This is a genomic window from Streptomyces sp. WM6378, from assembly GCF_001279695.1.
Lineage (GTDB): Bacteria > Actinomycetota > Actinomycetes > Streptomycetales > Streptomycetaceae > Streptomyces.
In genome coordinates this window covers 1-13,786 of sequence record NZ_LGDD01000038.1, presented here as the reverse complement: position 1 = coordinate 13,786, position 13,786 = coordinate 1, and the positions used below count along the sequence as shown (strand labels likewise).

The window sequence follows — 13,786 nt, the reverse complement described above, 5'->3', positions numbered from 1 at the left end:
GGTGGGTGGGGCGATGGTAGTCGTGCAGGCGGCCGAGGAGGTGGTGGCGGCTCGGTTGGTCGACGGGGTGTCGATCGCGGCGGTCAACGGGCCCGAGGCAGTGGTGATCGCGGGGGAGGAGTCCCAGGTTCTGCGGATTTCCGAGGAACTGGCGGGTGAGGGGCACAAGTCGCGGCGGCTGTCGGTGAGTCATGCTTTCCATTCGGTGTTGATTGAGCCGATGCTGGAGGACTTCCGGAAGGTGGCCGAGGGCCTGTCGTTCAAGGCGCCGGCGATTCCGATGGTCTCGAACGTGACTGGGGAACTGGCCTCCGAGGAGTTGGTGTGCTCGCCTGATTACTGGGTGCGGCATGTGCGGGAGACGGTGCGGTTCGCGGACGGCGTGCGTGCCCTGGAGGGCGAAGGAGCTTCGGTCTTCTTGGAGTTGGGTCCGGACGGTGTGTTGACGGCGATGGCGCAGCATGGCGCGGACGAGGCTGCGGTGTTCGTCAGTGCGCTGCGTAAGGACCGTCCCGAGGAGTTGGCGCTGCTGTCGGCGTTGGCGCGGTTGCACGTGACGGGTGTGGCGGTGGACTGGGCCGCGTGGTTCGCCGGTACCGGCGCCCACCGGGTGGACCTGCCGACCTATCCCTTCCAACGCGAGCGGTACTGGCCCCGGCCTGCCGCGCTCGTCGGGGATGTGACTGGTGCGGGTCTTCGGTCTGCGGAGCACCCGCTGCTGGGCGCCACGCTGACCCTCGCGGACTCCGGCGAGCAGGGCGCCCGCCGTACGGCAGCGGTCTCCGCCGGCGGCACCGAAGCGGTCCTGCGACTGACCCGGCGACTGACGGAGCTGCCCCCGGACGAGCGGAGCGCCTTCACGGTCGATCTCGTACGGACCGAGGCCGCCGCCGTGCTCGGGCACGCCTCGGCCAAGGCGATCGACATCCGGCGGGACTTCCACGACCTGGGCTTCGACTCGCTGACCGCCGTCGAACTCCGCAACCGGCTCTCCACGGCCACCGGCCTGCGGCTGCCCGCCACCCTCGTCTTCGACTACCCCAACCCCACCGCACTCGCCGGCCACCTCATCGCCGTCCTCCTCGACGAGCACGACGAGGCCCACGCCCCCGCCGCGATCAGCACGGTGTCCGCCGACGATCCGGTCGCCATCGTCGGCATGGCCTGCCGGCTGCCCGGCGGTGTGCGGTCCCCGGAGGACCTGTGGCGGCTCGTCGTCGACGGGCGCGACGGCATCTCCGCCTTCCCGACGGACCGCGGCTGGGACCTGGAGACCCTGCTCGGCGGGGCGGAGGGCGACCAGGGCCGCAGTTCCTCGTCCAGGGGCGGATTCCTGGACGACCTCGGCGACTTCGACGCCCCCTTCTTCGGCATCTCCCCTCGCGAAGCCATGGCGATGGACCCGCAGCAGCGGCTGATGCTGGAGACCTCCTGGGAGGCCATCGAGCGGGCCGGCATCGACCCGGTATCCCTGCGGGGCACCGAGACCGGCGTCTTCGTCGGCACCAGCGGCTCCGACTACGGCAGCATCCTGATGAACTCCAGCGAGGACGTCGAGGCCCACGCCAGCACCGGGCTCGCCGGCAGCGTCCTCTCCGGGCGGCTCTCCTACACGTTCGGCCTGGAGGGTCCGGCCCTCACCGTCGACACCGCGTGTTCCTCCTCGCTCGTCTCGCTCCACCTGGCGGCCCACGCACTGCGCAGCGGCGAGTGCTCGCTGGCACTGGCCGGCGGCGTGACGCTGCTGTCCACGCCTATGAGCATCGCCGGATTCAGCCGGCAGGGTGCGCTGGCGTCGGACGGCCGGTGCAAGGCGTTCTCCGACGACGCCGACGGTACGAGCTGGGCCGAAGGTGTGGGCGTACTCGTCCTGGAGCGGCTGTCCGACGCCCGCCGCAACGGACACGAGATCCTCGCCGTCGTCCGCGGCTCGGCCGTCAACCAGGACGGCGCCTCCAACGGCCTGACGGCCCCCAACGGCCCGTCCCAGCAGCACGTCATCCGCCAGGCCCTGACGAACGCCGGGCTCTCGACGGGCGACGTGGACGCCGTCGAGGCGCACGGCACCGGCACCTCGCTCGGCGACCCGATCGAGGCCCAGGCGCTGCTCGCCACCTACGGTCAGGACCGGGCCGAGGGACAGCCGCTGATGCTGGGCTCGCTCAAGTCGAACATCGGCCACACCATGGCGGCGGCCGGCGTCTCCGGCGTCATCAAGATGGTCCTGTCGCTGCGGCACGGTGTGCTGCCGCGCTCCCTCTACATCGGCACGCCCTCCTCGCACGTCGACTGGACGGCGGGCGACGTCAAGCTCCTCACGGAGCAGACCGACTGGCCGGACACCGGCCGCCCGCGCCGCGGCGCGGTCTCCTCGTTCGGCATGAGCGGCACCAACGCCCACGCCATCCTCGAACAGGCACCGGAGAGCGCCGAGCGGCCGGACCGGGACACCCGGCCCGTCGAGCCGCAGGCCGTCCCGTGGCTGGTGTCGGGCAGGTCGCCCCAGGCGCTGGCCGACGGGATCGGGCAGCTCCGGGACTGGGTCGGTGAGCGGCCGGAACTCGCGCCGGCCGATGTGGGCTTCTCGCTGGCCACCGGGCGGCCGCTGTTCGAGCACCGCGCGGTGCTGCTGGCCGGGGACACCGGGGACGAGGTGGCGCGCGGTACGGCCGAGGACCGTTCGCTGGCGATGCTCTTCCCGGGCCAGGGCGGGCAGCGGGTCGGGATGGGCCGCGAACTGTACGACCGGTTCCCGGTGTTCGCCGAGGCACTGGACGCGGTACTGGCCCACTTCGACGACGAGGTGCGGGAGGTGATGCTCACCGACGCCGAGCGGCTGGACCGGACCGTGTTCACCCAGCCGGCCATGTTCGCCATCCAGGTGGCGCTGTTCCGGCTCGTCGAATCCTGGGGCGTCCGCCCCGACTTCGTCGGCGGGCACTCGTTCGGAGAGATCGCCGCCGCGCACGTCGCCGGGGTCCTCTCGCTGGAGGACGGCTGCACCTTGGCGGCCGCCCGCGGGCGGCTGATGAACACCCTTGAGGGCCAGGGCGCCATCATGGTGGCGATCCAGGCTAGCGAGAAGGAGGCGACCGCGCGGCTCGTCGACGGCGTCTCGATCGCGGCGATCAACGGACCGCAGGCCGTCGTCGTCGCCGGCGACGGACCCGCCACACAGCGCATCGCCGAGGCATTCGCCGCCGAGGGCCGCAAGACGCGGCAGGTGGCGGTGCAGGTCGCCGGCCACTGCCCGCTGATGGACCCGATCCTGGACGAATTCCGCCAGGTGGCCGAGGGCCTCACCTACCAGGAACCGCGCATCCCCCTTGTCTCGACCGTGACCGGCGAGAGGGCCTCGGACGACCTGATGCGCTGCGCCGACTACTGGGTCCGCAACGTCCGCGAGCCCGTCCGCTTCGCCGACGCGGTACGCACCCTGGCCGCCGAGGACGTCTCGGCCTTCCTGGAGCTGGGCCTCGACGGGGCACTGACCGGGATGGTCCCGCACAACGTGGATGGCACCGGCGGCAGTGTCGGCGCCGTCGTCGCCGTCAGCGCCCTGCGCAAGGACCGCCCCGAGGAGACGGCCCTGCTCACCACCCTGGCGCAGCTGCACGTCGCCGGAGTCGACGCGGACTGGGCCAGGATCTTCGACGGCACCGGCGCCCGCCACGTCGACCTGCCCACCTACCCGTTCCAGCGCCAGCGGTACTGGCCGAAGCGCAGGGCACTGGCGGGCGATGTGACCTCCGCGGGTCTGCTGCCCACCGAGCACCCGCTGCTCGGCGCGGCGGTGCCGCTGGCGGACGGCGACGGCATGCTGTTCACCAGCCGCCTGTCGATGGAGACCCACCCCTGGCTCAAGGACCACGTGGCGGGCGGCACGGCCGTCTTCCCGGCCTCCGGCTTCGTCGAACTGGCCGTCCGGGCCGGCGACCAGTTCGGCTGCGACCGCGTCGCCGAACTCGCCCTCGACACACCGCTGGCGCTCACCGACGGCACGGCCCTGGTGCTCCAGGTGTGGCTGGGCGCCCCCGACGACGAGGGCGACCGGCAGATCCGGTTCTTCTCACGGCCCCAGGCCACACCGGACGAACCGTGGACCCGGCACGCCACCGGCACCCTCACCACCGGCGAGCACACCGCGGACTTCGACGCGTCCGACTGGCCGCCTCGCGACGCCTCCGACGTCGACGTGGACGACTACTACGACGGGACGGGGTTCGGCGCCGCCTTCCGCGGGCTGCAAGCGGCCTGGGTCCGCGGCGACGACACGTTCGTCGAAGCCGAACTCCCGGACGGCCTCGCCTCCGACGCCCCGTCCTTCGGCCTGCACCCGGCACTGCTCGAAGCGGTCCTGCACGGCGCCGCGTTCAGCGGCGCGGGCGACGAGGAGCGCCTCTCCTACGCCGCCTCCTGGAAGGACGTGTCGCTGCACGCCTCCGGCGCCTCGGCGGTACGGGCACGGATCACGAAGACCGGTGCGGACTCCGTCAGCGTCACGGCGGTCGACGCCGCCGGGGAACCCGTCCTGTCGGCGCGCCACCTCACGCTGCGCGCCCTGGCGGAAGCTCCCAAGCGGGCCGTCCGCAGCCAGCGGGACCGGCTACTGCGCCTGGAGTGGATCCCGGCACCGCGTACAGAGGACGTACCCGATCTCCGGAGCACCGTCCTGGCGCCCTTGGGAACCGCCTCACTCGCCGACATCACGGGCACCCCGGACCTGGTCGTGGTTCCCGTGCCCCGCGCGCAAGGCGGCTTCCCGGCGGCCGTGCACGAGCTGACGACCCAGGCCCTGCTGCTGGCGCAGGAGTGGATCGCCGACGCGCGCTTCACCACCTCCCAGCTGGTGTTCCTGACGCGTGGTGCGGTGGACGGCGGTGACCTGGCCGGTTCCGCCCTCTGGGGCCTGGTGCGCTCGACGATCGCGGAACACCCCGGCCGCTTCGTCCTGGCCGACGTCGAGGAGCTGGACGAGAACGGTGACGGCGGTGACCTGGCGGTGCTCGTCGAGGCGCTGCCCGGCCTGCTGCCCTCCGGCGAGACCCAGTTCGTCGTGCGCGACAAGGCGGTGCTCATGGGGCGGCTGGCGTGGCTGCCCACCGACGCCGAGACACGGCCGTCGCAGTGGGACCCCGAGGGGACCGTACTGATCACCGGTGGTACCGGCGGCCTCGGCATCGAACTGGCCCGGTGGCTCGCCGCGAACGGTACCCGGCACCTGCTGCTGGTCAGCCGCAGCGGCCCGAAGGCTTCCGGGGCGGGCGAACTCACCGAGGAACTGCGGGAGTTGGGCGCGTTGCCCACGATCGTGGCCTGTGACACGGCCGACCCGGATGCGCTCGCCGGACTCCTGGCCGCCATCCCGGCGGAGCACCCGCTGACCGCGGTCGTCCACCTCGCCGGTGTCCTCGACGACGGCGTGGTGACCGCGCTGACTCCGGAGCGCCTGACGCCGGTGCTGCGCCCGAAGGTGGACGCCGCCTGGCATCTGCACGAGGCCACCAAGGACCTCGGCCTGGCCGGGTTCATCATGTTCTCCTCCGTCTCCGGCGTGCTGGGAGCCCCGGGCGTGGCCAACTACGCGTCCGCGAACGCCTTCCTCGACGGCCTGGTCCGGCACCGCGCCGCCCTGGGCCTGCCGGGCCAGTCGCTGGTGTGGGGTCACTGGGACGGCGGCGGCATGGCCGAATCGCTGAACCAGGCCACCGTGGCGCGCATGCGGCTCAACGGCATGGCGCCCGTCTCCATCAAGGAGGGCATGGAACTGTTCGACAGCGCTCGCGACTACGTCGAGCCCGTCGTGATGGCGGTGGGCCTGATCCCCGGCGCCCGGGTGCCGCAGGGGGAGATTCCCCCGATGTTCCGCGGCCTGGTCCGCCACAGCAGGCGGACCGCCTCGAACGCCACGAGCACGTCCGGCACCCCGGCCACCTTCGCCCAGCAACTGTTGGAGCTGCCGGAAGGCGAGCGCGTCGGCCACCTCGTCGACCTCGTCCGCGGCGAGGCCGCCCTCATCCTCGGCTACGCGTCCCCGGCGGAGATCGAGCCCCGCCGGGACTTCTACGAGCTCGGTCTCGACTCGCTGACCTCGATCGAGCTGCGCAACCGGCTCGCCACGGCCACCGGACTGCAACTGCCGGCGACACTGGTCTTCGACACCAAGACCTCCGCCGACCTCGGCGCACGGCTGCGCAGCGAATTCGCCGCACAGCCCGGACTCGCCGGCTCCGCGTCCGCGGGGAACCTGCTCCTGGCCGGGCCGGAACCCGACTCGCTGGAGCGGCTGTTCCTCGATGCCATGGACAACGGCAAGTTCCCGGAGGCCAGGCTCATGCTGCGGGCCCTGACCGGCCTGCGCCAGACCTTCGAGAACACAGCAGAACTGGAGGAACTGCCGCTGCCGACCGCGCTCGCCGAAGGCCCCGTCGAACCGCGGATGATCTGCGTCAGCACACCCACCGCCAACGGCGGCGTCCACGAGTACGCCAGGTTCGCCGCGCCCTTCCGGGGCGAACGGCACGTCTGCGCGCTGCCCCTGGTCGGCTTCGCCGCCGGGGAACGGGTACCGGCCACGGTGATGACCGCGGTCAGGACCATCGCGGAGAGCGCCCTGCGCGCGAGCGACGGCAACCCGTTCATCCTGACCGGGCACTCCTCCGGCGGTACCTACGCCTACGCCGCCGCCGGTCTGCTGGAGGCCACCTGGGGCATCAAGCCCGCAGCGGTGGTGCTGCTGGACTCGGTCAGCATCCGGCACGACGACGAGGACGAGATCGACTACGACAGGCTGATGCACCACAACTTCCGGGTCGACGAGGAATCGCCGGTGCGGATGACGAACTCCAGGCTGTCCGGCATGGGACGGTGGATGAACCTGCTCAGCCAACTTGAGGTATCGCACACGACCGCCCCCGTGCTGGTCGTCCGCGCCACCCAGGAGACCGTCGCCTTGGAGGCCGTCGCGGCCGCTGCGGCCGAGGACGCGAAGAGCAAGGCGTTCCCGACGGCCGAGGTGCGCCTCGTGGAAGCCGACCACTTCTCCATGGTGCGCGACGACGCTCCGGAGACCGCGCGGATCGTCAAGGAATGGCTCGCCACCCTCGGCGAGGCGTAACCACGGCACACACCTGACCAGCGCACAGGAACAGAACGTCACGGCGGGCGGCCACCGGGCCGCCCGCCGCGGCGCATTCCGGCACTCAACTACGGAAACCCGCAGTCCACCGCGTGGAAGATGGCGGGGAACCGGTCGGACGTGCGTGTCGACGCTCTGTTCCCGAAGTCCGGCATTCCACCGAACGATTGGCGTCCTGATGTCGAACGAGGAGAAGCTGCGCGAGTACCTCAAGCGCGCGATCGCAGACCTTCACGAGACTCGTCAGCAATTGGACGAGACGGAGGCGAAGCAGCGAGAGCCGATCGCGATCGTCTCGATGGCCTGCCGCTTCCCCGGCGGCGTCCGCACGCCGGAAGAGCTCTGGGAGCTGCTACGCGACGGAGTCGACGCGATCTCCTCGTTCCCCCGCAACCGTGGCTGGGACCTGGAGGGCCTCTACCACCCCGACCCGGCCCACCAGGGCACCGCCTACGCCCGCGAGGGCGGATTCCTCCATGACGCGGGCGAGTTCGATCCCGCCTTCTTCGGGATCTCCCCGCGCGAGGCGCTCGCCATGGACCCCCAGCAGCGACTGCTGCTGGAAACCGCGTGGGAAGCCGTCGAACGCGCCGGCATCGACCCGCAATCCCTCGCCGGCAGCCGCACCGGTGTCTTCGTCGGCACCGACTACGGCGGCTACGACGCCGAGGCGGGCCGACGCACCGACGAGGTCGGCGGACACCTGCTGACCGGCAACCACATCAGCATCGCCTCCGGCCGGATCTCCTACGTCCTCGGTCTGGAAGGCCCCGCACTGACCGTGGACACGGCCTGCTCCTCGTCGCTGGTCGCCCTGCACCTGGCGATGCACGCGCTGCGGCGCGGCGAGTGCGGCATGGCCCTGGTGGGCGGCGCGACCGTGATGTCCACGCCGCAGCTGTTCGTGGAGTTCTCCCGCCAGCGCGGCCTGGCCCCCGACGGCCGCTGCAAGCCGTTCGCGGACACCGCCGACGGCACCGGCTGGAGCGAGGGCGTCGGCCTGCTGCTGGTGGAGCGGCTCAGCGACGCGGTGCGCAACGGCCACCCCGTACTGGCCGTGGTGAAGGGCTCGGCCGTCAACCAGGACGGCGCCTCGAACGGCCTGACCGCCCCCAACGGCCCCTCGCAGCAGAGCGTCATCCGCCAGGCCCTGACCGCCGCGGGCCTGACCACCGCGGACATCGACGCCGTGGAGGCGCACGGCACCGGCACCACCCTCGGCGACCCCATCGAGGCGCATGCCCTGCTGGCCACGTACGGGCAGCAGCGCCCCGCGGACCGGCCCGTGTTGATCGGCTCCATGAAGTCCAACATCGGGCACACCCAGTCCGCCGCCGGTATCGCCGGTGTGATGAAGATGGTCCTGGCGATGCGGCACGGACAACTGCCCAAGTCCCTGCACCTGGACGAGCCCACCGGGCACGTCGACTGGAGCGACGGCCATGCCAGGCTCCTCGCCGAAGCCGAACCCTGGCCGAGCACTGATCGGCCCCGCCGCGCCGCCGTCTCCTCCTTCGGCATCAGCGGCACCAACGCCCACGTCATCCTGGAACAGGCGCCCGCCCACGAGGCCGAAGCCGCCCCCGAGCCGGCCGCCCGGTCGGGCACGCTGCCCTGGATCCTGTCCGCCCGCACCGAAGGGGCCCTGCGCGCCCAGGCCGAACGCCTCGGCCGCCACGTACGGGAGCGTGCCGACCTCGAACCGGCCGCCGTCGCCCACGCCCTCGTGGACACCCGGGCCCTGATGGAGCACCGCGCGGTACTCGTCGCGGACGACCGGGACGCGTTCCTGGACGGCCTGGACGCCCTGGCCACGGGCCGCACCACCACCGGCCTGGTCAGCGGCGTCGCCGCCAAGACCGCCACCGCGTTCCTCTTCGCCGGGCAGGGCTCCCAGCGCCTGGGCATGGGACGCGGACTGCACGCTGCGTACCCCGCGTTCGCCGCCGCCTTCGACGCGGTGTGCGCCGAGCTCGACCCGCACCTGGACCGGCCGCTGCACGACGTCGTCTTCGCCGACGAAGGCAGCGCCGACGCCGCCCTCCTCGACCGGACCGCCTACACCCAGGCCGCCCTCTTCGCGTTGGAAACCGCCCTGTTCCGGCTCGTCGAATCCTGGGGCGTGACCCCCCAGGCCGTCGTCGGCCACTCCATCGGCGAAATCACCGCCGCCCACGTCAGCGGCGTGCTGACCCTCCAGGACGCCGCACGACTGGTCGCCGCGCGGGGCACCCTGATGCAGGCACTGCCCGAAGGCGGCGCCATGGTGGCGATCCAGGCCACCGAGAAGGAGATCCGGGACAGCCTGGCGGGCCACGAGGGGCAGGTCTCCGTCGCCGCCGCCAACGGGCCCGACTCCACCGTCATTTCGGGCGACGAACAGGCCGTGACCGAGATCGCGGCCCACTGGGCAGCGCAGGGCCGCCGTACCAAACGTCTGAGGGTCAGTCACGCCTTCCACTCCCCGCACATGGACGGCATGTTGGAGGACTTCCGGCGCGTCGCCGGCGGCCTGACCTTCCATGCCCCCCGCATCCCCGTGGTGTCCACGGTGACCGGCGAGCTCGCCACCGACGACGAACTGTGCTCGCCCGACTACTGGGTCCGGCAGGTCCGAGAAGCGGTCCGTTTCTGCGCCGCCGTGCGCACCCTCGAAGCCGAGGGCATCACCACCTTCGTGGAGATCGGCCCCGATGCCGTCCTCACCCCCATGGTCCAGGACTGTCTGACCACCCCCGACGAGCCCCTCCCCCCTGTCCTGGTCTCCCTCCTGCGCACCGGCCGCCCCGAAGCACCCACCCTCACCGCGGGCGTCGCCACCGCCTTCGCGCACGGCGCCCACGTCGACTGGTCCGCCTGCCTGGGCGCCCGCAGCGCTCCCCACGTGGGACTGCCCACCTACGCCTTCCAGCGCCAGTGGTACTGGCTGGACCCGGCCGAACACGAGCCGGCGGAAGCGGCCGCCGCCGAGGCGGGCGAGGCCGGATTCTGGGCCGCCGTCGAGCGCGAGGACCTCCAGGAGCTGTCGGCCGTCCTCGCCATCGACGGCAGCGACGCGGACTCCCTCGGCAACCTCCTGCCCACCCTCTCCTCCTGGCGCCGGCAACGCCGCATCCAGGCCGCCGCGGACCGCTTCGGCTACCGCACCCACTGGACCCCGCGCACCGCTTCCAACGACCCCGTCGCCACGGGCCACTGGCTCGTCGTCCTGCCCGACGGCGCCACCGACGACCCGTGGACCGTCCGCCTCCTGGACGCCCTGCGCGACCAGGGCCTGCACACCGACGTACGGGAACTGCCCGACACCGACGATCCCGGCGACGCCCTCGCCCGGCCCGACACCCCGGTCGACGGCGTGCTCTCCCTGCTGGCCCTCGACGAGCGCCCCCACCCGCAGCTGCCCTCCGTGCCGCGCGGCCTGACCGCCACCACCGCGCTGCTGCGCGCCCTGGAGGCCACAGGCACCCAGGCACCCTTATGGAGCGTGACCCGCCGCGCCGTCGCCGTCGACCTGCACGACGCGCTCAACAACCCCGTACAGGCGCAGACCTGGGGCCTGGGCCGGGTAGCCGCGCTGGAGTCCCCGCAGAGCTGGGGCGGGCTCGTCGACCTACCCGAGAACCTGGACGGGCGGACCGTCTCCGCGCTGCTGAGCACCCTCGCCGGCGACGAGGACCAGGTCGCGATCCGCCCGGCCGGGGTCTTCACCCGCCGCCTGGAACGGACCGCACCCGGCGGCGACACCGACGCCCAGTGGAGCACCCACGGCACCGTCCTGGTCACCGGCGGCACCGGCGCCCTCGGCGCACACCTCGCCCACTGGCTGGCTGACGCCGGAGCCCAACACCTCGTACTCACCAGCCGCCGCGGCTCCCAGGCCCCCGGCGCACCCGAACTCGCGGCCGCACTCACCGACCGCGGCGTCGAGGTGACCCTCGCCGCCTGCGACGTCGCCGACCGGGACGCCCTGGCGGCCGTCCTCGCGGACATCCCGCCGCACCTGCCGCTGACCGGCGTCGTGCACGCAGCGGGCGTGCTGGACGACGGCGTACTGGCAGCGCTCACCCCCGAGCGCTTCGAGACCGTACTGCGCCCCAAGGCGCAGGCCGCACAGCACCTGCACGAGCTCACCCAGGACCTGGACCTGGACCACTTCGTGCTGTTCTCCTCGGTCGTCGGCGTCCTGGGCAACGCCGGACAGGGCAACTACGCCGCCGCCAACGCCTACTTGGACGCCCTCGCCGAACAGCGCCACCAGCAGGGCCTCCCGGCCACCTCCGTGTCCTGGGGCCCCTGGGCGGGCGACGGTATGGCCGTCGACAGTGACGTCGCCGACCGGATGAGCCGCGACGGACTGCAGCCCATGGCCGCGGCCCCCGCGCTCGCCGCCCTGCGCCAGGCCCTCGCCCAGGGCATGACCCACGTGACCGTGGCCGACATCGACTGGAGCGCCTACGCCCCTGCCCTGACCGCCGTCCGCCCCAGCCCCCTCATCGGCGACCTGCCCGAGGCCCGCCGCGCGGTCCGCCCCGCGGACGGCCCGCGCCGCGAAGGCTCCCCCCTGCGCGACCGGATCGCCGCACTGCCGCCCGCCGAACAGGAACAGGCGTTCCTGACCATGGTCAGGGAAGAGGCCGCCAAGTCCCTCGGCCACCCCACACCGGACACCATCGACGCCCAACGCGCCTTCCGCGAGCAGGGATTCGACTCGCTCATGGCGGTCGACCTGCGCAACCGGCTCTCCGCCGCGACGGCACTGCGACTGCCTGCCACCCTGCTGTTCGACCACCCCAGCGCCGCCGCGGTCGCCGCATACCTGCGCGCCGAAGTCCTGGGCGCCACGGGGCCCGCCACGGTCGTACAGGCATCGGCCGCCGCCCTCGACGAACCGGTGGCGATCGTCGGCATGGCCTGCCGCTTCCCCGGCGGCGTGGACTCGCCCGCGGCCCTGTGGCGGCTGCTGGCCGAGGGCGGCGACGCCATCGCCCCCATGCCCACTGACCGGGGCTGGGACCTGGACCGCGTCTACCACCCCGACCCCGACCACCAGGGCACCACCTACGTCCGCGACGGCGGCTTCCTGGACGGTGTGGCCGGCTTCGACGCCGACTTCTTCGGCATCTCGCCGCGCGAGGCCCTCGCCATGGACCCGCAGCAGCGACTGCTCCTGGAAACCACCTGGGAGGTGCTCGAACAGGCGGGCATCGACCCGGAGTCCCTCCGCGGCAGCAGCACCGGGGTCTTCGCGGGCACCAACACCCAGGACTACGGCGCCGTCCTGGACACGGCACAGGACGAAGCGAGCGGGCACCGGCTCACCGGCAACGCCCTGAGCGTCGTCTCCGGCCGGGTCTCCTACACCTTCGGCTTCGAAGGACCCGCCGTCACCGTGGACACCGCGTGTTCCTCCTCGCTGGTGGCTCTGCACATGGCGGCGCAGGCGCTGCGTCAGGGTGAGTGCTCCCTGGCGGTCGCGGGCGGTGTGACCGTGATGTCCACCCCGTCGTCCTTCGTGGAGTTCGCCCGGCAGCGCGGGCTGGCCCCCGACGGCCGCTGCAAGCCGTTCGCGGCCGCCGCCGACGGCACCGGCTGGAGCGAAGGCGTCGGCCTGCTGCTGGTGGAGCGGCTCAGCGACGCCCGCCGCAACGGCCACCAGGTACTCGCCGTCGTACGCGGCTCCGCCGTCAACCAGGACGGCGCGTCCAACGGCTTGAGCGCACCCAGCGGCCCGTCCCAGCAGCGGGTGATCCGACAGGCCCTGGCCAACGCCCAGTTGGCCGCCGGCGACGTCGACGCCGTGGAGGCACACGGCACCGGTACGACACTCGGCGACCCGATCGAGGCCCAGGCACTGCTGGCCACCTACGGCCAGGAGCGGCCGGCGGAGCAGCCGTTGCTGCTCGGCGCGGTGAAGTCCAACCTCGGGCACACCCAGGCCGCCGCCGGTGTGGCGGGCGTGATGAAGATGGTGCTGGCGATGCGGCACGGGATGCTGCCGCGCACCCTGCACGTCGACGAACCCACCGAACACGTCGACTGGACCGCGGGCGCCGTCGAACTGCTCACCGAGAACACCGACTGGCCCGAGACCGGCCGCCCGCGACGCGCGGCCGTCTCCGCCTTCGGCATCAGCGGCACCAACGCACACGTGGTCCTGGAACTGCCCCCGGCCACCGAACCCGAACCGTCCACCACCGCCCCCGACGGGACGGTACCGCTGCTGCTCTCGGCCAAGGGCGAGAACGCCCTGCGCGCCCAGGCGGCCCGACTCCGCTCCCACCTGGACCACGAGCCCGCACCCCGGCTCACCGACGTCGCCCACACGCTGATGACGCACCGCACGGCCCTCGCCCACCGCGCGGCCGTCCGTGCCCACGACCACGCCACCGCGCTGCGGGCCCTGTCCGCACTGGCCGCGGGCGAGGCCGATCCCGCCCTGGACACCGGCACGGCGCACACCGGCAGGGACGCCTTCCTGTTCTCGGGTCAGGGGTCGCAACGCCTGGGTATGGGGCGGGAGTTGTATGGTCGCTATCCGGTTTTCGCGGGGGCGTTCGACGCGGTGTGCGCTTCCTTGGACGAGCATCTGGACCGTCCGTTGCGGGACGTGGTGTGGGGTGGGGACGTGGAGCTGCTGAACCAGACCGT

2 protein-coding genes are annotated in these 13,786 nt (G+C 72.7%); both read left to right on the top strand.

From position 1 onward, the window contains the following. On the top strand, nt 1-7,117 hold a 7,117-nt coding region (locus tag ADK54_RS06380), incomplete at its 5' end, for a type I polyketide synthase (RefSeq protein WP_159047644.1). Nucleotides 7,118-7,313: 196 nt separating this feature from the next. After that, the coding region (locus ADK54_RS06375) for a type I polyketide synthase (protein ID WP_420717266.1) at nt 7,314-13,786 on the top strand (6,473 nt) is incomplete at its 3' end.